Origin of the sequence: Streptomyces longisporus, from assembly GCF_039532765.1 — a bacterium.
Classification (GTDB): Bacteria; Actinomycetota; Actinomycetes; order Streptomycetales; family Streptomycetaceae; genus Streptomyces; species Streptomyces longisporus.
Map to the genome: position 1 here is coordinate 37087 of NZ_BAAASG010000016.1, position 22782 is coordinate 59868.

The following is a 22782-nucleotide window of genomic DNA, read 5'->3' on the forward strand; positions in this document are numbered from 1 at the left end:
CGGGCAGTATGGTCGAAGATCCTGTGGCGGACACAGCCAGCCCCAACTTCGTTATGAGACGCCTACACGAACACGCTCAGCACCGCCGCCACCAGGAACCCCACGACGGACAGCACCGTCTCCAGCACCGTCCATGTCTTCAGGGTGTCCCGCTCGCTGATGCCGAAGTACTTGGCGACCATCCAGAAGCCTCCGTCGTTCACGTGCGAGGCGAAGATCGAGCCTGCCGAGATGGCCATGATGACGAGGGCGACGAAGGCCTGGGAGTGGTGGCCCTCCGTGAGGAGGGGGGCGACGATTCCCGCTGTCGTGACGATCGCCACCGTTGCCGAGCCCTGGGCCACGCGCAGGACCACCGAGATCAGGTAGGCGAGGACGAGCACAGGCAGGCCCACGTCGTGGAAGGTGTCCGAGAGGGCCTGTGCGACGCCGCTCGCCTTGAGGACCGCGCCGAAGACTCCTCCCGCGCCGACCACCAGCAGGATGTTGCCCACCGGCTTCAGCGAGGCCGTGGACACCGTCTCCAGGGACTTGCGGGACCAGCCGCGGCGGATGCCCAGCAGGTAGTACGCCAGCAGCAGCGCGATCGTCAGGGCCACGAACGGGTGGCCGAAGAACTCGATCACCGAGCGGCCGGTGGAGGGGGCGAGCGCGATGGAGGAGAAGGTGGCCGCGAGGATGAGGATCAACGGGGTGCCGATGATGCCCAGCACGGTACCCAGTGGCACCGGGTGCTCACGCGGCTCCACCCCCTGCTCCCGCTGCTCGTTGATGACCGCGAGCTTCGCCTCCGCCGCCGCCTCCACCATGTCCTGGGGTACGGCGACGAAGATGCGGCGGCCGATCCAGGCGGAGAACGCCCAGGCGGCCAGAACGGCCGGGATGCCGCAGACGACGCCCATCAGGATGACCCAGCCGAGCTGCACATGGAGCAGTCCGGCCGCGGCCACCGGGCCGGGGTGCGGGGGCAGGAAGGCATGGGTCATCGACAGGCCCGCGAGGAGGGGCAGGCAGTAGAGCAGGATCGATTTGCCGGAGCGCTTGGCGGCGGCGTAGACGATGGGCGCGAGGACGAAGATGCCCACGTCGAAGAAGACCGGGATGCCGAAGATGAGGCCCGTCAGGCCCATCGCGAGCGGAGCCCGCTTCTCGCCGAACAGGCCCAGCAGGCGTGAGGCCAAAACCTCCGCGCCGCCGCTGACTTCGAGGATCGCGCCGAGCATCGTGCCCAGGCCGATGATGATCGCGACATGGCCGAGGATGCCGCCCATACCGGTCTCGATGGTGGACACCGCGTCCGAACGCTGGACCGTACCGAAGAGCTCGGTGACCGACAGACCCGCCAGCAGCCCCACGGCTATGGAGACGGCGAGCAGGGCGACGAACGGCTGGAGTCTGACCTTGATGATCAGGAAGAGGAGCAGGGCGATGCCGATGGCGGCGACGGTGAGGAGGCCGGCCGTTCCGTCGACCAGCAGGAGCAGGCCTCCGGTGTGGGGTGGAACCACGGGGGCTGGGGCTGTTGCGGCGAGCGGGAGGGACATTTGGGGGTCCTCTACGTAAGTGCATAGGGCTTTCGGGCAGGGGGGATCGCGGCACGGCGCCCCTTGGGATGACGGGCGCCGCACCGTGAGTGCGTACGGTGTGCGGGAGTCGGCTTGCGGGAGTTGAGAGACCGTCAGCCGAGTACGGCCAGCGCGTCGATCTCGATGAGGAGACCCGCGGGCAGACCGACGTAGACCGTCGTGCGCGCGGCGGGCGGCTGGGTGAGGCCCTGTTCCTCGAAATAGGCGTTGTAGACGGCGTTCATCTCGGCGAACTGGTCGACGTCCGTGAGGTAGACGCGGATCATCATCACGTCGTCCCAGCTCGCGCCGCCCTCCTCCAGGATCGCCTTGACGTTGGCGAGGGTCTGGAGGGTCTGTTCGCGCAGGGTCGGGCCGGCGGGCGTGGGGGGCTTGCCCTCCTCGGCGGGCAGGAAGCCGACCTGGCCGGCGACCTGCAGGATGTTGCCCTTCTTGACGCCGTGGGAGAACTTCGCGGGCGGGGTGGTGTGGGTCTTGGGAGTGAGGGCGATCTTCTCGGTCACGGGCTGTCCTTCACTGGCTGTCCTTCACTGGCGTTCTTCCGGAGTACTCACCGCTGATCGCGTCGGCCGTGCGGCGCACCAGGGGGAGCAGGGTGAGGAGTTCGTCGGCGGTGACGACGACGTTCGGCGCGGAGACCGACATGGCGGCGACGACCCGGCCGTCGGCACCGCGGATCGGTGCGGCGACGCAGTTGATGGACTCCTCGTGGCCGCCGAGGTCGGTGGCCCAGCCCTGTTCGCGCACCTTGTCCAACTCCCTGAGGAAGGCTGGGGCGTTGGGGGTGGAACGGGAGGTGTACATGGGGTAGTCGAGCTTGTCGGCGAGCGCACGGCGCTCCCCTTCGGGCAGGTCGGCGAGGAGCAGTTTGGCCACCGCGGCGACGGTGATCGCGACCGGCTTGCCGATCCGTGAGTACATCCGGACCGGGTACCGGCTCTCCACCTTGTCGATGTAGAGGACCTCGGACTCCTCGTACACGGCGAGATGGACGGTGTGCCCGCACTGCTCGTTGAGGCGTACGAGGTGGGGGTGGGCGATCTCGCGGATGTCGAGGTTCTCCATGGCCTCCTGGGCCAGGGCGATGAGGCGGGCGCCGAGGCGGTAGCGCTGGTCGGACTGGCGGTAGACGAGACCGTGCTCGTGCAGCGTGCGCAGCAGGCGGAGAGCCGTGGACTTGTGCACGTCCAGGCGGTCGGCGACCTGGCCGAGGTCGGCGGGGCCCTCGGCGAGCAGCGGCAGGATGCTGAGCGCGCGGTCGACGGTCTGGCTCATGGCGTACGTACCTCCTCGTCGGCCCGATCGACGGCTCGCTCCACGGCGTGATCATCGGCTTGCGTCCAGCCGGGGCCGAGTCGAAGTTTCCCCCACGCGTCGTCGTCGAGGGCGGCGAGGCGGTCGGCGTGGTGGCGGGTGGGGGGTGGGGCGAGGTCGCCTTGGGCGGTGAGGGTGGCTGCGGCCGTCAGGTGGCCGTGGCGCAGGCAGGTCTCTGCCGGGAGGCCGCGCAGGGTTGCCGACAGGAATCCGGCGGCGAAGGCGTCTCCGGCCCCGACTGTTGCTACGACGTCCACGGCGAGGGCGGGCACGAAGATACCCGGCGCGGGGGCTGAGGCAGGGGCGGCGTCGCCGGCCCGCGCTTGCGGGGTGCCGCCTTTCTTCGGCTCGGGAGCGGCACAAGTGCCCGCAGGCTCTGCGCAGTGGCTACCGGCAGACGGCGCGGCCTCGCTCGCACTGCCGTATGGGAACCCCGGCGTGCCGGCCACCACGACGCCCGGACCGCGCTGGCTCACAGGCTCCACGGAGCAGCCGGCCGCGGGCGGCAAGGAGTGACGCGCAGGCTCCGCCGAGCAGCCGGCCGCGGGCGGCGCGGAATGGCGCGCAGGCTCCGCCGAGCAGCAGTCCGCGGGCGGCGCGAAGTGGCTCGCGGACCGCACGGCGTGGTGACTCGCAGGCGAGGCGGAGTGGCCGGCCGCGGGCGGCGCGGAGTGACGCGGAGGCTGCGTGGGCTGCGCGGAGTGGCCGGGCGTGGGCTGCACGGTGTGGTGAATCGCTGGCTGCGCCTGTTGAGGGGAGCGGTCGGCGGTGGGTTTCAGGGGCGCGGGGAACTGCGCGAACAGCCCCCGAGCGCCCGCGGCCGACACGAAAGCGGTAGCCCCCACGCGCCCTTGCTTCACCACCAGCACCCCCGGCTCCGGCAGCGCGGCGCGAACCGCGTCCGGGCCGCCCGTCACCCCCCACGCCTCCTCCGCCTCGTCCTCCCCCACGAAGACGATGTCGGCGCCCCGCGCCAGCTCCAGCAGCACACCCGCCCCGTCGGCGTCCGGCCAGAGCCCCGGCCTGTAGTTGACGTCGAAGGAGATCAGCGGGCGCCCGGCCCGCGGCGCGGTCAGTTCGCGCATCAACCCCAGACACCCCTCCGACAACGCCGCCGTGATCCCCGACAGGTGCAGTACCCGGCCCGCGCGCACCGCGTCCAGGTCCGTGTTGCCGACCGTCATCGCGGAGGCCGCGGAGCCGGTCCGGTAGTACGCCACCTCGTGGTCGGCGGTCGACCGGTCGCCGGCCGTGCGGAAGTAGATGCCGGTCGGGCGCGCCGGGTCCCGTCGTACGGCGGTGACGTCGACGCCGTACGCCCCGATCGCCTCGACGAGGTGGTCGCCGAACCCGTCGGCGCCGACCCTGCTCACCCAGCGCACGCAGTGCCCGGCGGCCGCGAGGGTGCAGGCCACGTTGGATTCCGCGCCGCCGATGGCGCGGTCGAAGGAGGGGACGTCGGCGAGGCGACCGGGACGGGAGGGCAGGAACGTGACCATGGACTCGCCGAGCGTGACGACATCGACGACCTCGACGGCACCGACGCCGTCGGGGGCATTGCAAGGTCCGGTCGCGGTCACGATCGTCGTAACTCCTCGGTGCTGTGGCGGGCGAGCGGAAGTTCGTTGACCCCGCGTTGGCCGAGATGTTAGACAGCGGTAAGCGATATATGCAATGGACGTTGCAAGTACTGCAACACACCAGATCAGGGAGGCCTCAATGGTCACGGAAGACCTCGCCCGGCTCGCTGGGGAACGCGTCGACCACCGGTTCAAGGGCCTCCCGCCGGACGCCGACGGACTGACCGTCGGCGAGCTGGCCGCCCAGCGCCGCAACCTCTTCACCGGCGGCTTCGCGACCCCCGTCCTCGCCCTGTCGGCCGAGCGCCTGGAGCACAACCTCGCGCTGATGGAGACGTATGCGACCCGCCACGGCCTCGCCTTCGCCCCGCACGGCAAGACCACCATGGCCCCCCAGCTGTTCCGGCAGCAGATCGAGCGCGGCGCCTGGGGCATCACCCTGGCCGTCCCGCACCAGGTGCGCGTGGCGCGGGCATTCGGGATCCAGCGGGTGTTCCTCGCCAACGAACTGGTCGACCCGGCCGCCCTGCGGTGGATCTCCGCCGAGCTCGACGCCGATCCCGAGTTCCGTCTCGTCTGCTACGTCGACTCCGTGCGCGGGGTCGAGCTGATGGACGCGGCGTTGCAGGGGGCCGCCCGGCCGCTGGACGTCGTGATCGAGCTCGCGGCCGGTGAGGGCGCCCGTACCGGGGTCCGTACGGAGGCGGAGTGCGCGGCGGTCGCCGATGCCGTGGCCGGGACGGGGACGCTGCGGCTCGTCGGTGTCGCGGGCTACGAGGGCGAGGTCCCGCAGGCCGACCCGGAGCGGGTGCACGCCTGGCTGCGGCGACTGGTCGCACTGGCCGTCGACTTCGACAGGGCCGGCCGCTTCAAGGACACGGACGAGATCGTCGTGAGCGCGGGCGGCAGCGCCTGGTTCGATGCGGTGGCCGACGAGTTCGCCGAGATCCCCGAACTCTCCGCTCCGGTCCTGAAGTTGCTGCGCTCCGGCGCCTACGTCTCGCACGACGACGGCCACTACCGCAAGCTCACCCCCTTCAACCGGGTCCCGGAGGAGGGCGCCCTGGAGCCCGCCTTCCGTCTCTGGGCCCAGGTCGTCTCCCGGCCCACCACCGATCAGGCCTTCGTCAACGCGGGCAAGCGGGACGCGGCGTACGACCTCGATCTCCCCTTCGCGCAGGTCGTCCGGCGGGACGGCGCCGAGCACCCGGCGACCGGCATCTCGGTGACCGCCCTGTCCGACCAGCACGCCTGGCTGCGGACGACTCAGGAGGCGGACCTGGAGGTCGGGGACTGGCTGGGCATGGGCCTGTCCCACCCGTGCACCTCCTTCGACAAGTGGCAGCTGATCCCGGTGGCGGAGGCGGACGGCACGGTGGTCGACTACATCCGTACCTTCTTCTAGGAGGCAGGCCGTGGAAGAGCTGGTCATCCGGGACGCGGACGTCGTGGACGGCAGCGGTGAGCCCTCGTACCGGTCGGACGTGGTGGTCGACGGCGGCAGGATCGTGTCGATCGTCAAGGAGGCGGCCGCCGCGGGCTGTCTGCGCCCGAAGGCGCGCCGGGAGCTGGACGCGGAGGGGCTGGTCCTCTCCCCCGGCTTCATCGACATGCACGCCCACAGCGATCTGGCCCTGCTCCGGGACCCCGACCACAGCGCCAAGGCCGCGCAGGGCGTCACGCTGGAGGTCCTGGGCCAGGACGGGCTGTCGTACGCCCCCGTCGACGACCGCACGCTCGCCGAGGTGCGCCGCGCGATCACCGGCTGGAACGGGTACGGCGACGACATCGACTTCGACTGGCGTTCGGTGGGCGAGTATCTCGACCGGCTGGACCAGGGGATCGCGGTGAACGCGGCCTATCTGATCCCGCAGGGGACGGTCCGCATGCTCGCCGTCGGCTGGGAGGACCGCGAGGCGACCCCGCAGGAGCTGGACCGGATGCGGCAGTTGGTCGCGGAGGGCCTGGAGCAGGGCGCGGTCGGGATGTCGTCCGGGCTGACCTACACGCCCGGCATGTACGCCAAGGACTCCGAACTGACCGAGCTGTGCCGGGTGGTGGCCGCGTACGACGGCTACTACTGCCCCCATCACCGCTCGTACGGGGCGGGCGCCCTGGAGGCGTACGAGGAGATGGTGGCCCTGACCCGTCAGGCGGGCTGCTCGCTCCATCTCGCCCACGCCACCATGAACTTCGGCGTGAACAGGGGCCGGGCGCCCGAACTGCTGTCCCTGCTGGACGAGGCGCTGGCGGCCGGGGCCGACATCAGCCTCGACACGTACCCGTACACCCCCGGCTGCACAACTCTCGTGGCTCTGCTGCCGAGTTGGGCGAGCGAGGGCGGCCCCGAGGCGATCCTGAAGCGGCTGGCGGACGACGAGAGCGCGGAGCGGATCCGGCACCACATGGAGGTCGTGGGCGCGGACGGCTGCCACGGCGTGCCCGTCGAGTGGGACACGATCGAGATCTCCGGCGTGGCGGATGCGGAGCTGGGCGAATTCGTCGGCCGTACGATCCTGCAGTCGGCCGAGGCGCGCGGCGAGGCCCCGTGGGCCACCGCCCGTCATCTGCTGCTTGCGGACCGGCTGGGCTCGACGATCCTGCAGCACGTGGGCCACGAGGAGAACGTCCGGGCGATCATGCGGCACCGCGTCCACACCGGCGGCTCGGACGGCATCCTCCAGGGCACGAAACCGCATCCGCGCGCCTACGGCACCTTCCCGCAGTATCTCGGCCGGTACGTACGGGAGTTGGGCGTGCTGTCGCTGGAGGAGTGCGTCGCCCATCTGACCTCACGGCCCGCCGCCCGGCTGCGGCTGCCGGACCGGGGCCTGGTCCGCGAGGGCTACAAGGCCGATCTGGTGCTGTTCGACCCGGAGACGGTGGCCGCGGGGTCGACGTACGAGAATCCGCGCACGCTTCCGACGGGCATTCCGTACGTCTTCGTCGACGGCCGCTTCGTCGTCGAGGACGGCCGGCGGACGGATGTACTGGCGGGCCGGGCGGTCCGTCGCAGTCCCGTGCGACGGAACGCCGACCGGCGGTGAGCTACGGGACTACGGCTTGGGCAGGGTGCAGCCGACGGCGCTCAGGTTCAGCTTGTTGCCGGCTCCGAAGCAGGCCGGGATCTGGTAGGTCTCCTCGGCGTAGTTGATGCCCTGGCGGACGGTCACGTTGCCGCTCGCGTCGACCTCGCAGGGGTTGTTCTCGGTGCAGCGCTCGCCGTCCTCGTTGCCGGTGTTGTTGACGGCGACGACCTTGCCGGTGGCGTTGTCGACGACGGGCGAGCCCGAGGTGCCGCCGATGGTCTGGCAGGCGGAGGTGTAACGGACCGAGTCCTTCCAGGTCCAGTCGCCCTCCTTGAGGCGGTAGACGAAGCCGTCGATGTTGCAGGCGTACGTCCGCTTCCAGTAGCCGGAGACGACCGTGATCGCGGTGCCCGCGGTCGGGTGCGTGTCCTGCACGGTGAGCGGGCTGATGCCGTAGGTGCTCTTGATCTTCGCGTAGGTGGTGGTGAGCTGGTAGATCGTGACGTCCGTGTCCGTCATGGTCGAGTACGCGACCTTGCTCGCCCGCAGCGTCCCGACCTTGGTGGCCGAGGCGTTGAGCAGGCTGAAGCTACGGCTGGAGGCCTGGTCGACGATGACCTCGCCCGCCGCCGGGAATCCGGTCTCCAGGCAGTGGCCGTTGGTCAGGACGAGCGCCGGGTCGGTGTCCACGGAGTTCGGGAAGCGGATGACGGAGCCGGAGCAGTTGCTGAGCGCCACGGTGCCGGCGAAGTTGACGGCCTTGACGGCGGGCGTGGCCGTCTTCGTCGTCGCCTTGGTGGCCGCGCCGTCCGTCAGCAGGGGCGCCGCGACCGCGGGCGCCATGCCCGCCCCGGTTATCACCAGGGCCGAGAGCACGGCGAGGAGAGGCTTCTTCATGTGGGGGTCCCCTCTTGCGACTTGGGCGACCGGAGATTTTCCGGCCGCCCATAGATTTGACATGTGCATTGTGAGGGGAGAGGGGTGCTTGGGCAAGAACGTATCCGGCCCTACGGCTACTTGGGCCCCTTGCTGCCGCCCTGACCGTGACCCGGATTGCTGCCGGAGCGGCCCGGGCCCGATGCGGTCACGGTGGGAGTGGGCACAGCCGTGGCACCGGCGGTGGACGTCCCGGCAGAGGGCTCGTGGGTCACCCGCTCGGACGCGGTCCGGGTCGGGGCACTCGGCCCCGGATAGGCCGCCTGGGACGATTCCGCCCCGCCGCCGGACGGCCGACCGGTGGAAGACCCTGCGGGGACCTCGGAAGCCGTAGGCGAGGCAGAGCCGCCGACCGCAGGCGCCGCACTCTCCTCCTTGCCCTGCACCCCACTCGGGGGCGCGGTGGGGGACCCGGCAAGAGAAAACCCCACCATCAGGGCACCCACGACACCACCGGCGACCAACGCCCCCTTAAGGGGCGCGGGGAACTGCGCGACCAGCCCCCACCGACCCGCAGACGCCCGACGACCGTTCCCTCGTCGCCCCGAGGCGCGCTTGGGCTTACGCCGGGAGGGCCGCGGCACATACGTCTCGTCCACCGCCGGAGGCACAGGCATCTCCCGCGTCGAGTCATACGCATTCAGCCACCCATGCGCAACGGCCGGATCGGCATACTCCTCGTACGAGGGGGCCGGCTCCGGCTGCGGGTGGTACACGTTCGGCGGACCCTGAGGTGCCCCGTATTCGTACTCGGGTGGCCTGGACATGACCGCGCATTGTAGAGACGGGCGGGACTCGTGGGACAGCTACCGGCGATAACGGCCCAAACCCCATGTCTCACGTGGCGGATAACACGGGCCAAGACGCGTTACCGGGCCGTAAGCTCCCAGACATGCAGGTGATCCAGTCGACCAAGCTCGCCAACGTCTGTTACGAGATCCGGGGCCCGGTGCTCGAGGAGGCGATGCGGCTCGAGGCGGCCGGTCACCGCATCCTCAAGCTGAACACGGGGAACCCTGCGGCGTTCGGCTTCGAGTGCCCGCCCGAGATCCTGGAGGACATCCTCCGCAACGTGTCGACGGCGCACGGCTACGGCGACGCGAAGGGCCTGCTGGCCGCGCGCCGGGCGGTCGTCATGCACAACCAGACCCTCGGCATCGAGACCGACGTAGAGCACGTCTTCGTCGGCAACGGCGTCTCCGAGCTGATCGTGATGGCCATGCAGGGCCTGCTCGACGACGGCGACGAGGTCCTCGTACCGTCGCCCGACTACCCCCTGTGGACCGCCGCCGTCTCCCTCTCCGGCGGCACGGCCGTGCACTACCGCTGCGACGAGCAGTCCGACTGGATGCCCGACCTCGCCGACGTGGAGCGCAAGGTCACCGACCGCACCAAGGCGATCGTCATCATCAACCCCAACAATCCGACGGGGGCCGTCTACGATGAGGCGATGGTCAAGGGCCTGACCGACATCGCCCGCCGTCACAACCTGCTGGTCTGCTCGGACGAGATCTACGACAAGATCCTCTACGACGGTGCCACGCACACCCCGACCGCCGCCGTCGCCCCCGACCTGCTGACCCTCACCTTCAACGGCATGTCGAAGGCGTACCGGGTGGCGGGCTACCGGGTCGGCTGGATGTCGATCTCCGGGCCGCGCGCCCACGCGGACTCGTACATCGAGGGTCTGACGATCCTGGCGAACATGCGCCTGTGCGCCAACATGCCGGGGCAGCACGGCGTGGTCGCGGCGCTGAGCGGACGGCAGACCATCAACGACCTGGTGCTGCCGGGCGGGCGACTGAAGGAGCAGCGCGACGTCGCGTACGAGCTGCTCACCCAGATCCCGGGCGTGACCTGCGTGAAGCCGAAGGGCGCGCTGTATCTCTTCCCGCGCCTCGACCCCAAGGTGTTCAAGATCAAGGACGACCGGCGGATGGTCCTGGACCTGCTGCGCCGCGAGAAGATCATGGTCGTGCAGGGGACCGGGTTCAACTGGTCCGAGCCCGACCACTTCCGGGTCGTGACCCTGCCGTCGGTCGGGGATCTGCGGGACGCGGTCACCCGGATCGGGAACTTCCTCGATGGTTACAGCCAACTTTAGACGAAATCTAAGCTAGGATGGTTTCCTGACAGCACAGGAGGCCGTCCATGTACGAACCGATCCGCACCAAGTCGGTCCACAGCACGACGGCCGGCACCACCTCCGACTTTCCGCACCGCTCGCGCGAGGAGGAGCTGGACATCCAGCTCGCGGGTCATCTCGGGGCGCTGCTCGCCGTCACGGACGAGCTGCGGGCGGCTGCCCCTTCCGAGGAACTGGACGCCGCGGCCGAGCGGCTCGCGGGGCAGGTGGCCCGACTGCGGGGCGGAATGACGCCGGTCCGCATGCCCGTGGCGCTGTCGGACGACGACCCCATGGCCCTGCACGAGCGGGCCCACGCCCTCGCCGGACGCGCCCTGGTCGTGGCGGCGTCCAGGGCGGACACGGCGGCGGCGATTCTTGCCGCCGAGCAGATGGACGTGCATGCGGCGGCTCTGGAGCCGCGCGAACTCTCGTCCCACTGAGCCCTCGGGGCTCCCTTTGACGGCCCCGGTCCGCGTGCTACCCGCAGCGTCGCGCGGACCGGGTGCCACAGCACTGCGTTGGCCAGGGCGGGAGTGCCCGATCGCCGCTGGGGTCCTGTTGCTTGGCGGGTGCGGGTCCGTCGTGGCTTGTCGCGCAGTTCCCCGCGCCCCCAAAAGCCGCTGCAGTGCAGCGCCCCTTGAGGGGCGCGGGGAACTGCGCGATCAGCCCCAACGGACCCGCACCCGTGAACGGCGAAGGCCCGCCGGGCCGGTTGCGTCGGGGCGGACGGAACCGGCACGGCAGGCCCGAGCCGCGTACGTCGTTGTACGCGGCCTCGCCGTACCTCACCGCGGCCGGCCGTGACGATCACTGGTCAGGGCACATCCCAACCGGCCGCGGAGCTTTCCCCGGAGGGGGCCTCAGCCCAGGCGCTGCACCAGCGCCCGGTACTCGTCCCAGAGTTCCTTCGGGGTGTGGTCGCCGAAGGTGTTGAGGTGCTCGGGGACCAGGGCGGCCTCCTCGCGCCAGACCTCCTTGTCGACCGTGAGCAGGAAGTCGAGGTCGGACTCGGAGAGTTCGAGGCCGTTGGTGTCGAGGGACTCCTTGGTCGGCAGGATGCCGATCGGGGTCTTGACGCCCTCCGCCTTGCCGTCGAGGCGGTCGACGATCCACTTCAGGACGCGGCTGTTCTCACCGAAGCCGGGCCAGACGAACTTGCCCTCGTCGTTCTTGCGGAACCAGTTGACGTAGTAGATCTTGGGCAGCTTGGACTGGTCCTTGCCCTTGGCGACGTCGATCCAGTGGCCCATGTAGTCGCCCATGTTGTAGCCGCAGAACGGCAGCATGGCGAACGGGTCGCGGCGCAGCTCGCCGACCTTGCCCTCGGCGGCGGCGGTCTTCTCGGAGGCCACGTTGGCACCGAGGAAGACGCCGTGGTTCCAGTCGAAGGACTCCGTCACCAGCGGGACCGCGGTGGCACGGCGGCCCCCGAAGAGGATCGCCGAGATCGGCACGCCCTTCGGGTCCTCCCACTCGGGCGCGATGATCGGGCACTGCGCGGCGGGGGTGGTGAAGCGGGCGTTGGGGTGCGCGGCCGGGGTCTTTGACGCGGGAGTCCAGTCGTTGCCCTTCCAGTCCGTCAGATGGGCCGGAGTCTCCTCCGTCATGCCCTCCCACCACACGTCGTTGTCGTCGGTGAGGGCCACGTTGGTGAAGACCGAGTTGCCCCACAGCGTCTTCATCGCGTTGGCGTTGGTGTGCTCACCCGTGCCGGGCGCGACGCCGAAGAAGCCGGCCTCCGGGTTGATCGCGTACAGGCGGCCGTCCTCGCCGAAGCGCATCCAGGCGATGTCGTCGCCGATCGTCTCGACCGTCCAGCCGGAGACCGTGGGCTCCAGCATGGCGAGGTTCGTCTTTCCGCAGGCGCTCGGGAAGGCTGCGGCGACGTACTTGGACTCACCGGTCGGCGGGGTGAGCTTCAGGATCAGCATGTGCTCGGCCAGCCAGCCCTCGTCGCGCGCCATCACCGACGCGATGCGCAGGGCGTAGCACTTCTTGCCGAGCAGCGCGTTGCCGCCGTAGCCGGAGCCGTAGGACCAGATCTCGCGGCTCTCGGGGAAGTGCGAGATGTACTTGGTCGGGTTGCACGGCCAGGGGACGTCCTTCTCGCCGTCCTCCAGAGGGGCTCCGAGGGTGTGTACGGCCTTGACGAAGAAGCCGTCGGAGCCGAGCTCGTCGAGGACCGGCCGGCCCATGCGCGTCATCGTGCGCATGGAGACCGCGACGTAGGCGGAGTCGGTGATCTCGACGCCGATCGCGGAGAGGTCCGAGCCGAGGGGGCCCATGCAGAACGGGACGACGTACATCGTCCGGCCCTTCATCGAGCCGCGGAAGACGCCCTTCTCGCCCTGGAAGATCTCCCGCATCTCCGCGGGAGCCTTCCAGTGGTTGGTCGGACCCGCGTCCTCCTCCTTCTCGGAGCAGATGAAGGTGCGGTCCTCGACGCGCGCGACGTCGGTCGGGTCGGAGGCCGCGTAGTAGGAGTTCGGGCGCTTGATCGGGTCGAGTTTCTTGAAGGTGCCCTTCTCGACGAGCTCCTCGCACAGGCGCTCGTACTCGGCCTCGGATCCGTCACACCAGACCACGCTGTCCGGCTGGGTCAGTTCTGCGATCTCGTTCACCCACGAGACCAGTTCCTTGTGCTGGGTGGGGATGACGGGGGGAGCCGCGTTGTCGCGCGCCACGATTGCTCCTAAATGAGGGATTTTTGTTGTGGAGGCCCCGTGGGGGCTGCGACCCGGATGCTTCGTGGCTGGATCTTCAGCGCTCATCCGGTGCCGACCGCACTCATTTGATCATCCGACGCGAGTGCCCATATGTCCAGAGGGCCTCACAGGTGAGCGGAGTGGGGATCGTCACGCGGAAGAGTGTTTCCAAGCGTGTTTTTGCGTGCACGTTGAGTTCATCTGAAGGTTCTTTTGCCCGACGGCCTCAGCCGTCAACTGCCGTGAGATGATGGCCACTCTTGGCCCGTTCTCAGCCCGCACTCATCCGCAACTTACGGTCCCGTAGGTACGATGAAGGGCATGACTGCGCCCGTCCCCGACGCGCCAACGGACACGCCGGCCGCCGGCCGCGGTTCCGCCGCGCCCTCCATTCCGCACCAGATCAAGCAGCACGCCCAGCAGCTCGCCGAGCCGATCAAGCCGAAGCTCCGCGGCTGGCTGCATCTCGGCATGTTCCCGGCCGTACTCATCGCGGGCCTGGTGCTCACGGCCCTCGCGGACTCGACCAGAGGCCGCATCGCCTGCGGGATCTACGTGCTCACGGCCTGCCTGCTGTTCGGCGTGAGCGCGCTGTACCACCGTGGGAACTGGAGCCCGCGCATGGACGGCATCCTGCGCAGGCTCGATCACGCCAACATCTTCCTGATCATCGCGGGCACGTACACACCGCTGACGATGCTGCTGCTGCCGGGTGCGAAGGGGCAGTGGCTGCTGTGGGGCATCTGGGGTGCCGCGGCGGCGGGCATCGTCTTCCGGGTCTTCTGGGTCGGCGCCCCGCGCTGGCTCTACACGCCCTGCTACATCGCGATGGGCTGGGCGGCCGTCTTCTTCCTGCCGGACTTCATGCGCGCGGGCGGCATCGCGGTGCTGGTCCTGGTGATCGTGGGCGGTCTCCTCTACAGCGCGGGCGGCGTGATCTACGGCATCAAGCGGCCGAACCCGTCACCGCGCTGGTTCGGCTTCCACGAGGTCTTCCACTCGTTCACGCTGGCCGCGTTCGTCGTCCACTACGTGGGGATCTCACTGGTGGCGTACCAGCACGGATAGCACTGCACAGCACCGCGAGGGCCACGGCTCACAGCCGTGGCCCTTTTTGCATGCCCAAACCGATTGACAGCTCCTATATTTTGAGAGCTACTCTCATTTCATGGTTACTGCCACCTTGAACCCTCGCCGTTGGTGGGCCCTCGGGGCTCTGGTCGCGAGCATGCTGACGCTCGGCTTCGACATGACGATCCTCAATGTGGCGCTGCCGACCATGGCCGGCGATCTCGGCGCCACCACCGGCCAGCAGCAGTGGATGGCGGACGCCTACGTCGTCGTCTTCGCGGCGCTGATGCTCCCCGCCGGGCTGCTGGGCGACCGGTTCGGGCGGCGCCGGATGCTGATCGCCGGCCTCGGGATCTTCCTGGCCGGCTCGCTGGTGGGCGCGCTCGCCGGGGACGTGGACTGGGTCGTCGCGGCCCGCGCGTTCATGGGCATCGGCGGTGCGCTGGTCACCCCGCTCGCCCTGTCGGTACTGCCCTCGCTGTTCGGCCCCGACGAGCGCACCAAGGCCGTGGGCATCATCTCCGCCGCCTCCGCGCTCGGACTGCCGCTCGGCCCGATCATCGGCGGCTGGCTGCTGGGCCACTTCTGGTGGGGCTCGGTCTTCCTGGTCAACGTCCCGATGGCCGCCATCGGCATCGCGGCCTGCGTCTTCCTGCTCCCGGAGACCCGGGACCCGGCCTCTCCCAAGGTCGGCGTCCTGTCCACCGCGCTCACCGCGACCGGGCTCGGCGCCCTCATCTACGCGATCATCGAGGCGCCCGACCGCGGCTGGAGCGACCCGCTGGTACTGGTCATGTCCGCCGCGTCGGTGGTCCTGATCGCCGCACTGGTGCTGCGTGAGCGGCAGGCGGAGCGGCCGATGCTCGACATGACGCTGCTCGCCCACCGCGGCTTCCTGTTCAACACGCTCGCCGCGACCCTGGTGATGTTCGTCCTGTCGGGCCTGCTGTTCGTGCTCCCGCAGTACCTGCAGGCCGTTCTCGGCCACGACGCCCTCGGCACCGGTCTGCGGCTGCTGCCGATGATGGGCGGCCTGGTGATCGCCGCCCGTGGCGCGGGTCCGGTCGTCGCCAGGTTCGGTCAGCGCGCGGTGGTGAGCGCCGGTCTGGTGGTACTGGCCTTCGCCGCTCTGCTGGGCAGCCGTACGACGGTCGACTCCGGCTACGGCTTCACCGCGCTGTGGCTGTCGATCACCGGTCTCGGCTTCGGGTTCTCCGTGGTCCCCGCGATGGACGGCGCTCTCGGCACCCTGCCCCGCGACCGGGCCGGCAGCGGCTCGGGGCTGCTGATGACGCTGCGCCAGGTCGGTGCCGCGATCGGGATCGCCCTGCTCGGCAGCCTGCTCTCCGGCATCTTCCGCGACCGGCTCGACGTCACCGGACTGCCCGCCAAGGCGGCCGACACGGCCGGGGACTCCGTGGTCGCGGCGCACATCGTCGCCGAGAAGGCGCACTCCGCCCACCTGGCTGCATCCGCGAACGGCGCGTACGTCCACGGCATGAGCCTCGTCCTGCTGGTGTGCGGCATCGCCGCCCTGGTCTCCGCGCTGCTGGCGGCGACCCTCCTGCCGCGGGGGACGGCCGAACGGCGGGCGGACAGCGCCGAACCCGACTTGGTCGGCGCCGTCGAGGATGCCTGACAATGAACCCCATGACGGCCGCACGCTCCTCCTTCTCCTCCCCCGCCGACCGCCCCCAGCTGGGCCTGCGGGAACGCAAGAAGATCAAGACCCGCGAGGCGATCCGCGCCGCGACGTACGGGCTGATCAAGGAGCAGGGCTACGACGCCACCACCATCGAGCAGATCGCCGAGCGGGCCGAGGTGTCGCCGTCGACCGTCTTCCGGTACTTCCCGACCAAGGAGGACATCGTCCTCTCGGACGAGTACGACCCGCTGATGGTCGAGGAGTTGCGCTCCCGGCCCGCCGACGAGTCGTGGATGGACTCGCTGCGGCACGTGATGCACATCGCCATCGACGCGCTGATGGCGGAGGACCCCGAGTCGGTCCGGATGCGGGCGCACCTCGCGATCCAGGTCCCCGCCGTCCGCTCCCGGATCTACGAGAGCATGTCGCAGACCGGGCGGACACTGCGCGGCGCGATCGCCGAGCGCTTCGGCCTCGCCCCGGAGAGCTTCGAGGTGCGCGTCTACTCGATGTCCCTGATCGGTGGCCTGATGGAGGTCAACATGTACTGGGGCGAGAACGGCTGCGAGGGCGACCTGCGCGCCCTCGTGGACCAGGCCCTGGACGTCCTGGAACACGGCCTCCCCACCGAAAAGCCCTGAGCCCGCCACCCCCACGCGTGACATCCTGACCAGGTGAACGGTCCCGAGATCCACGTCGAGTTCGCCCCCGCCCTGGCCGTGTTCGTCCAGCACCACCTGGAGCGAAGGCTCGCCACCGACGGCGTCTCCTCCCTCGGCCACGCCGTCGAGTCGGCCGGCGTCCCGCTCACCGAGGTCGGGACGCTGTGGGTCAACGGCCGCGAGGTGCCGCACTCGTACGTCCCCGCCGCGGGCGACACCGTGCAGGTCCGGCCCGTCGAGCGCCCGCAGCGGGTCCCCGGCGCCCCGCTGCGCTTCCTCCTCGACGTCCACCTCGGCACGCTCGCCCGCCGGCTGCGCCTGCTCGGTGTGGACACGGCGTACGAGTCGACGGACATCGGCGACCCGGCCCTCGCCGCCCGATCGGCCGCCGAGGAGCGGGTCATGCTCAGCCGCGACCGGGGCCTGCTGCGCCGCCGCGAGCTGTGGGCCGGGGCGTATGTCTACAGCACCCGGCCCGAGGACCAACTCCGGGACGTCCTCGACCGGTTCCGGCCCGAACTCAGGCCCTGGACCCGGTGCACCGCCTGCAACGGGCTGCTGAAGGAGGCCACCAAGGAAGAGGTCGCCGACCAGCTGCACGGCGGCACCCACCGGTCGTACGACGTCTTCGCGCAGTGCCGGGACTGCGGCCGCGCGTACTGGAAGGGCGCGCACCACCACCAGCTGGTGGCCATCGTGGAGCGCGCCCTGGAGGAGTTCGCGAGTTAGTCGTTTCAGCTGGTCAGCGCGGTGCGCAGATGGTCCGGATCGGTGGTCGGGGCGTCGCAGGTGAAGTTGCGGCAGACGTAGGCCGCGGGCCGGCCCTGCTGCAGCGGCCGGTCGGCGAGAAGCGGGAACTCGTCGCTCTCCGGAACTCCCACGGCCACGACCGCGCCCGGGGCGTTGCCCAGAAGCGCCGTGCGGTGCAGGGTCTTCGTGGCGGGGTCGTCCAGCGCCGGGCCGACGATCGCGACCTCCCGAGGGCCGTCGAGGAGGGCCTCGGCGACCGCGAGCCCCCAGCCGATGAAGCGCGGCACCCGCGGCCCGAGCGCCTTGACCACGCCCAACGCCTTTTCGGCGGCGGTGCGATGGGGCTCCGAACCCGTGTGGGCGGCATAGCTCAGCAGGGCGCCCGCGGCCGCGGTCCAGCCGGACGGCGTGGCGTTGTCGGTGGGGTCCTGCGGCCGGCGGATCAGCTGCTCGGCGTCGGCGGCGGTGTCGTAGAGGGTGCCGGACCCGGCGTCGACGAAGCGGGCCAGGACATGGTCGAGCAGGAACCCGGCGAACTCGAGCCAGACGCCCTCGCCGGTGACGGACGCGAGCGCGAGGAAGCCCTCGGCGACATCGGCGTAGTCCTCCAGCACCCCCGCGTTGGCGCCTGCACGGCCGTCCTTGCTGGTACGGGCCAGGCGGGCCTGCTCGTCCAGATGCAGCCGTACGAGGAGATCGGCGGCGCCGACCGCGGCCTCGACCAGGTCGGGGCGGTCGAAGTAGGCGCCGGTCTCGGCGAGGGCGGCGACGGCGAGACCGTTCCAGGCGGCGACCACCTTGTCGTCGCGGCCGGGAGCGGGGCGCTCGCTGCGCCTGTCGAGCAGTCGCTCACGGATGGAGGCGATCTTCTCGGCGTCGAACAGGCCGTCGTGCTGCGGGAGTTGGAGAACGGACTGGCCGTGCTCGAAGGTGCCTTCCTCGGTGACGCCGAAGTAGTGGGCGGCGAGCCGGCCGTCCTCCTCGCCGAGGACCTCGGTGAGCTGCTGGGGCGTCCACACGTAGTACGCGCCCTCGACGTGCCTGCCCGTGCCGTCGTCGCTGTCGGCGTCGAGGGCGGAGGCGAACCCGCCCTCGGCGGTGCGCAGTTCACGCACCATGAAGTCGGCGGTCTCCAGCGCGACCCGGCGGGCGAGCTCCGAACCGGTGGACCGCCACAGGTGCGCATACACACGGCACAGCAGGGCGTTGTCGTAGAGCATCTTCTCGAAGTGCGGGACGACCCACTCACGGTCGACGGAGTAGCGGGCGAAGCCGCCGCCGAGCTGGTCGTAGATGCCGCCGCGGGCCATGCGCTCGCAGGTGTCCACGGCCATCTGCAGGGCGCCCTCGGAGCCGGTCCGGGCATGGTGGCGCAGCAGGAACTCGATCACCATGGACGGCGGGAACTTCGGCGCGCCGCCGAAACCGCCGCGCTGCGGGTCGTACTCACGGGTCAGCCCGAGCAGCGCCTGCGCCAGCTCCTCCTCCCCCGGGACCTGTGCGTCGCCGTAGGAGATCTCCCGCCCGGCGAGGTCCCGCACGATCTTCCCGGCGACCTCGGCGACCTCGTCCCGCCGGTCGGACCACGCCGAGCGGACGCCCTCCAGGACCTGCCGGAAGGAGGGGCTGCCGTGGCGGGGGACGGGCGGGAAGTAGGTGCCGAAGTAGAACGGCTCGGCGTCGGGCGTGAGGAACACGGTCATGGGCCAGCCGCCCTGGCCGGTGGCGGCCTGGACGGCCTCCATGTAGACGGCGTCGACGTCGGGGCGCTCCTCGCGGTCGACCTTGACGCTGACGAAGTGCTCGTTGAGGAAGTCGGCGGTGGCCTGGTCCTCGAAGGACTCGTGGGCCATGACATGGCACCAGTGGCAGCTCGAGTACCCGACGCTCAGCAGGACCGGTTTGCCGCTCTTGCGCGCCTCCTCGAAGGCCTCGGCCGACCACGGCCACCAGTCGACGGGGTTGTCCGCGTGCTGGAGCAGGTAGGGGGACGTCTCGTGAGCCAGTCGGTTCGGCATGAGGTCCATCCTGCCGCAGTACCCCCGGCGGCACGCGCCAGGCAGGTCCCGGACGCCTGTGATCGCTGCCCTCTGTCGCTGACGGCTTCCCCGAAGGACACTCGTAGCCAAAGGAGTTGCCGCCGGAGGGGGACGTGACATGCGGGACAGCCATCGGGCGGATGCCGAACGGCTGTTGGCCCGGGCCGTGGAGGAAGAGGTACGGCGTTCGGGCGGACGCACCGACGGAGCGGTGCTGCTGTCGCGCTCGCGCGGCGCGCTGGACGCGATGGCTCAGACGGCCGCCGAGGAGTACGAGGCCTACATACGCGCACTGGACGAGGCGGAGGGCGACCGGCTCACCTTCGGGCAGCGCTACGCGAAGGAGGGCTCCGGGACTCCCCTGCTGGTGGCGGTCGTTGCGGCGGTCGCGGCGGCGGTGGCCGACCTGGCCTTCGGCACGGACACCGGCACGGCGGTGGGGGCGGGCGTGACGGCGGGCGTGGTCGGCGCCGCGGCGACCGTGATCAAGGTGGCCGGTTCCCATCTGCCCGCCGCCCACCACCGGGCCGGCGCCGCGAACCAGCCCGGCGGTCCCGAACAGCTGCGGCTGCAGTGGCTGACGGCACTGGAGGTGCGCGGCATCCGGCCGTTCCTCGACCAGCAGCGGGTGCGCGCCGCGTCCACCGGGCCGAAGAAGCCGGGACCGCAGCTGCGTGGCACCGACAAGAGCGCGGCGGCCCGCGGGCGGAATGTGCTGGCGCAGTCGTTCGCCCAGCTCCCGGAGCCCCCCGGGGCGTTCGCGGGGCGGCGGCAGGAGATGGCACGCATACGGCAGTGGGTGCAGGCGTCCCGCGCGAACACGGACACCCGCCCCACGGTGGTGATCCTGCACGGGGCGCCCGGCAGCGGCCGTACGACCCTGGCGATGCGCGCCACGCACGACCTGAAGGACTACTTCCGCGGCGCCTGCGTGGTCGACCTGCGCGGTGGCAGCCCCAAGGAGCCGCCGCTGTCCACCCGGGACGCCCTGCTGCACCTGCTGAACCGGCTCGGCGCGCCCCGCGAACAGCTGCTGTTCCGCGAGCGTTCCTCCCCGGACCAGCAGGTCAAGCGGCTGAGCGAGCTGTACCACCAGCATCTGACGGGCCTGCCGGTGACGGTCGTCCTCGACGACGCCTCGGACCCCGAACAGATCCGTACGCTCGTACCCGAGCGCTCCGACAGCCTGGTCCTGGTCACCGCCCGCGAACCCCTCGAACTCCCCTCCGACCTGCAGGCCCATGTCCACGAGCTGCCGGTCGAGGCGCTGGACGCGGCGGGCGCGGAGGAGCTGCTGGACGCGGCGGCGCAGGACAGCTCGGGGCCGTACGACGCCGATGCGGCGGACCGGATCCGGGAGCTGTGCGGCGGGCTGCCGCTGGCGCTGAGCATCGCCGGTTCGTCGCTGGGACCGCGCTCACCGCGACAGCTGGCCACGGACCTGGCGGCGTACGGCCCCGTGGAGCCGATCGAGCGCGTGCTGTGGCTGCGCTACACGGACCAGTCGGAGGCGGCCCGCCGGCTGCTGCGCCGGCTGGCCCTGGCCGGGCGGGCCTCCCTCGGTGCCGCCGCGGCCGCCTCCCTGCTGGCCACGGACGAGACGGAGGCGACCCGGCATCTGGTGGCGCTCTCCCGGGCCGGCCTGATCGATCATGTGCGCGGCAGCCGCTACCGCCTCCACGACCTGGTGCGGGCCTTCGCCCACGCCCGTCTGCTGGACGAGGAGGAGGCGGGCGAGCGCACGGCCGCGCAGGAGCGCCTGATCGTGAACTACGCCGACCTGGCCGACTCGGTGCTGCGGCTGGTCGACGGCAACATGTCGACCCGCTCGGACCGCTTCAGCCCGCACGGATTCACCTCCCTGGACGAGGCGCTGCGCTGGCTGGACGACGAGTCGAGCTTCATCACCTCCACGCTGCGGCACGCGGAGGGCGTGAACCAGGCGGCGGTGCTGAATCTGCTGGGCGCGCTGTGCGACTACTGCCTGCTGCGCGGCGACCTCTACCGCCTCGGCGAGATCAGCGAGCTGGCGCAGGCCGTCGACCAGGGCCTGCTGGTCCGCTCGGTGCAGTGGCGCACGGGCATCGCGGCCCGCCAACTGGGCGAACTGGACAAGGCGCGGACGACCCTCACATCGGTCGTCGACCTGTACATGGAGGCCCACCACGACGCGGGCGCGGCCCGTGCCCTGTGCTCCCTGGGCATCACCCTGCACCACCAGGGCAATCTCACGGAGGCCGCGGCGAAGCTGCGCGAGGCTCTGGAGCTGCAGGCGGCCCCCGAACTGGCGACGGACCGCGGCTGGACGATGCACGCCCTGGCCGCCGTGGAACGGGACCGCGGCCAGGTCCAGGAGGCGCTGCGCCTGCTCGCCGAGTCCCTGGTCCTGCACCGCGCCGGCGAGTCCGTGCACGGCGAGGCCTGGGCCCACTTCCAGCTCGGCCAGCTGTCCCTGCGCATGGGCGACGTCCCGCGCGCGGAGTCCGAGCTGAACGCGGCCCTCGACCGCTACGGCCGCACCCGCGACGCCCGCGGCGAGGCCTGGGCCCTCACCCAGCTGGCCCGCGCCCGCCTGGTCGCCGGCGACCCGTCCCAGGCGGTGGACGGCCTGCGGCAGGCGGCGTCCCGGCACCGGGACAACGAGGACGCCCGCGGCGAGGCCTGGACGATCTACTACCTGGGCCAGGCCCTGGAGGAGACCGGCAACCTCGACCACGCGGTCCGCGAACTGGAACGCTCCCGCACGATGTTCTCCCGTATGCGCGACGTCTACGGCCTGGCCTGCGCCCGCCACCACTCGGCGAGAGTCACCCGCGACCAGCGCGCCGCCCAGACCGGGTCTCTCAGGAACTCCGGTTTCGCCCGCCAGCTCCTGGTCGACGCCCGGGCCGACTTCCAGCGCATCGGCGTCGCCCACGGCGAGGCATGGACCTGCCTGGAACTCGCGGTCGTGGACGCGGGAAATGCCCGCAACCAGCAGGCGCTGGCGCTCTGCGACGAGGCCGTGGACCTGTTCACCTCGTACGGCGACCAGCGCGGCGCGGACTGGGCGCGCTTCCTGCGCTGCACCCTGCTCCCCTACGCGGCCCCCGGCGGCGTGGAGATCGGCACGGCCGTCGCCCAGGAGGAACTGGCCCAGCTCTCCCGCACCGGCCATCCCCTGCGGGACCGGAAGCTCGACGAGTACGTGGAGGCGTATCAGCTGCTGCTGGAGCGGGGCGTCGACCTGGAGGAGGGCTGGCAGGCCTGGCGGCTCGGGATGGTGCCGAGCCGGCATGCGCGGGAGGTGATGGGGGTGGCGGTACCGGCCAGTCACTGACCGCCGGCCACCCCCGCT

15 protein-coding genes and 2 pseudogenes are annotated in these 22782 nt (G+C 70.8%); 9 read left to right on the forward strand and 8 right to left on the reverse strand.

All coding sequences use genetic code 11. The features are described 5' to 3' along the window. Positions 1-62: 62 nt before the first annotated feature. The 5 genes and pseudogenes from ABD355_RS32175 to ABD355_RS44765 form a co-directional block, all read right to left on the reverse strand. Positions 63-1544 carry a GntP family permease gene (locus tag ABD355_RS32175; protein WP_344404389.1) on the reverse strand — a complete coding sequence of 494 codons (1482 nt, stop codon included), beginning with the start codon at positions 1542-1544 and terminating at the stop codon, positions 63-65. 134 nt (positions 1545-1678) lie between these two features. Beyond that, on the reverse strand, positions 1679-2089 hold the full coding sequence (locus tag ABD355_RS32180) for a RidA family protein (RefSeq protein ID WP_344404390.1): 411 nt from the start codon (positions 2087-2089) through the stop codon (positions 1679-1681). A gap of 10 nt (positions 2090-2099) precedes the next feature. Further along, positions 2100-2861, reverse strand: a complete 762-nt coding sequence (locus ABD355_RS32185) for an IclR family transcriptional regulator (RefSeq protein WP_030929702.1) — start codon at positions 2859-2861, stop codon at positions 2100-2102. Then, positions 2858-3259: pseudogene (locus ABD355_RS44760) on the reverse strand (PfkB family carbohydrate kinase); the annotation flags it as partial. The pseudogene ABD355_RS44760 and the gene ABD355_RS32185, both read right to left, overlap by 4 nt. A gap of 462 nt (positions 3260-3721) precedes the next feature. After that, a pseudogene (locus ABD355_RS44765) lies at positions 3722-4399 on the reverse strand (sugar kinase); the annotation flags it as partial. Between the two features lie 220 nt (positions 4400-4619). Between ABD355_RS44765 and ABD355_RS32195 the strand changes: the two are divergent. Next, positions 4620-5885, forward strand: a complete 1266-nt coding sequence (locus ABD355_RS32195) for an amino acid deaminase (RefSeq protein ID WP_344404392.1) — start codon at positions 4620-4622, stop codon at positions 5883-5885. Positions 5886-5895: 10 nt separating this feature from the next. Next, positions 5896-7527: an N-acyl-D-amino-acid deacylase family protein gene (locus ABD355_RS32200; protein WP_344404393.1), complete on the forward strand. Its 1632-nt coding sequence runs from the start codon at positions 5896-5898 to the stop codon at positions 7525-7527. 9 nt (positions 7528-7536) lie between these two features. On the opposite strand, the gene ABD355_RS32205 is transcribed toward ABD355_RS32200, so the two are convergent. Then, positions 7537-8406, reverse strand: a complete 870-nt coding sequence (locus tag ABD355_RS32205) for a S1 family peptidase (protein ID WP_344404395.1) — start codon at positions 8404-8406, stop codon at positions 7537-7539. 931 nt (positions 8407-9337) lie between these two features. Between ABD355_RS32205 and ABD355_RS32210 the strand changes: the two genes are divergently transcribed. Then, positions 9338-10549: a pyridoxal phosphate-dependent aminotransferase gene (locus tag ABD355_RS32210; RefSeq protein WP_344404396.1), complete on the forward strand. Its 1212-nt coding sequence runs from the start codon at positions 9338-9340 to the stop codon at positions 10547-10549. Positions 10550-10596: 47 nt separating this feature from the next. After that, entirely contained in the window at positions 10597-11013 is a 417-nt protein-coding gene (locus ABD355_RS32215; RefSeq protein WP_344404398.1) for an SCO4983 family protein, read from the forward strand. A 420-nt stretch (positions 11014-11433) separates the two neighbouring features. Here the strand turns inward: ABD355_RS32215 and ABD355_RS32220 are convergent, their stop codons facing one another. After that, positions 11434-13257 (reverse strand): phosphoenolpyruvate carboxykinase (GTP), encoded by a 1824-nt coding sequence (locus ABD355_RS32220; RefSeq protein WP_344404399.1) that lies wholly within the window; start codon positions 13255-13257, stop codon positions 11434-11436. Positions 13258-13599: 342 nt separating this feature from the next. Between ABD355_RS32220 and trhA the strand changes: the two genes are divergently transcribed. The 4 genes from trhA to ABD355_RS32240 all read left to right on the forward strand — a co-directional run bounded on the left by trhA (position 13600) and on the right by ABD355_RS32240 (position 17385). Then, on the forward strand, positions 13600-14346 hold the full coding sequence (trhA, locus tag ABD355_RS32225; RefSeq protein ID WP_344404400.1) for a PAQR family membrane homeostasis protein TrhA: 747 nt from the start codon (positions 13600-13602) through the stop codon (positions 14344-14346). A gap of 100 nt (positions 14347-14446) precedes the next feature. Next, a complete protein-coding gene (locus tag ABD355_RS32230; RefSeq protein WP_344404401.1) occupies positions 14447-15988 on the forward strand; it encodes a DHA2 family efflux MFS transporter permease subunit in 1542 nt (513 codons plus the stop codon). An 11-nt stretch (positions 15989-15999) separates the two neighbouring features. Further along, positions 16000-16635 (forward strand): TetR/AcrR family transcriptional regulator, encoded by a 636-nt coding sequence (locus ABD355_RS32235; RefSeq protein WP_486388680.1) that lies wholly within the window; start codon positions 16000-16002, stop codon positions 16633-16635. Between the two features lie 33 nt (positions 16636-16668). After that, entirely contained in the window at positions 16669-17385 is a 717-nt protein-coding gene (locus tag ABD355_RS32240) for a Mut7-C RNAse domain-containing protein (protein ID WP_344404403.1), read from the forward strand. 5 nt (positions 17386-17390) lie between these two features. Here the strand turns inward: ABD355_RS32240 and ABD355_RS32245 are convergent, their stop codons facing one another. After that, the gene (locus ABD355_RS32245) at positions 17391-19424 is read right to left on the reverse strand and encodes a thioredoxin domain-containing protein (RefSeq protein ID WP_344404404.1); all 2034 of its coding nucleotides are present in this window, start codon (positions 19422-19424) and stop codon (positions 17391-17393) included. Between the two features lie 139 nt (positions 19425-19563). On the opposite strand from ABD355_RS32245, the gene ABD355_RS32250 reads away from it, so the two are divergent. Then, positions 19564-22764 (forward strand): tetratricopeptide repeat protein, encoded by a 3201-nt coding sequence (locus ABD355_RS32250; protein ID WP_344404405.1) that lies wholly within the window; start codon positions 19564-19566, stop codon positions 22762-22764. Positions 22765-22782 lie beyond the last annotated feature (18 nt).

What these genes read in the sequence shown, in the direction of transcription:
- ABD355_RS32175 (WP_344404389.1), bottom strand. Translation starts at nt 1,544, where the DNA reads ATGTCCCTCCCGCTCGCCGCAACAGCCCCAGCCCCCGTGGTTCCACCC.
- ABD355_RS32185 (WP_030929702.1), bottom strand. Translation starts at nt 2,861, where the DNA reads ATGAGCCAGACCGTCGACCGCGCGCTCAGCATCCTGCCGCTGCTCGCC.
- ABD355_RS32195 (WP_344404392.1), top strand. Translation starts at nt 4,620, where the DNA reads ATGGTCACGGAAGACCTCGCCCGGCTCGCTGGGGAACGCGTCGACCAC.
- ABD355_RS32205 (WP_344404395.1), bottom strand. Translation starts at nt 8,406, where the DNA reads ATGAAGAAGCCTCTCCTCGCCGTGCTCTCGGCCCTGGTGATAACCGGG.
- ABD355_RS32210 (WP_344404396.1), top strand. Translation starts at nt 9,338, where the DNA reads ATGCAGGTGATCCAGTCGACCAAGCTCGCCAACGTCTGTTACGAGATC.
- ABD355_RS32215 (WP_344404398.1), top strand. Translation starts at nt 10,597, where the DNA reads ATGTACGAACCGATCCGCACCAAGTCGGTCCACAGCACGACGGCCGGC.
- trhA (WP_344404400.1), top strand. Translation starts at nt 13,600, where the DNA reads ATGACTGCGCCCGTCCCCGACGCGCCAACGGACACGCCGGCCGCCGGC.
- ABD355_RS32230 (WP_344404401.1), top strand. Translation starts at nt 14,447, where the DNA reads ATGGTTACTGCCACCTTGAACCCTCGCCGTTGGTGGGCCCTCGGGGCT.
- ABD355_RS32235 (WP_486388680.1), top strand. Translation starts at nt 16,000, where the DNA reads ATGACGGCCGCACGCTCCTCCTTCTCCTCCCCCGCCGACCGCCCCCAG.
- ABD355_RS32245 (WP_344404404.1), bottom strand. Translation starts at nt 19,424, where the DNA reads ATGCCGAACCGACTGGCTCACGAGACGTCCCCCTACCTGCTCCAGCAC.
- ABD355_RS32250 (WP_344404405.1), top strand. Translation starts at nt 19,564, where the DNA reads ATGCGGGACAGCCATCGGGCGGATGCCGAACGGCTGTTGGCCCGGGCC.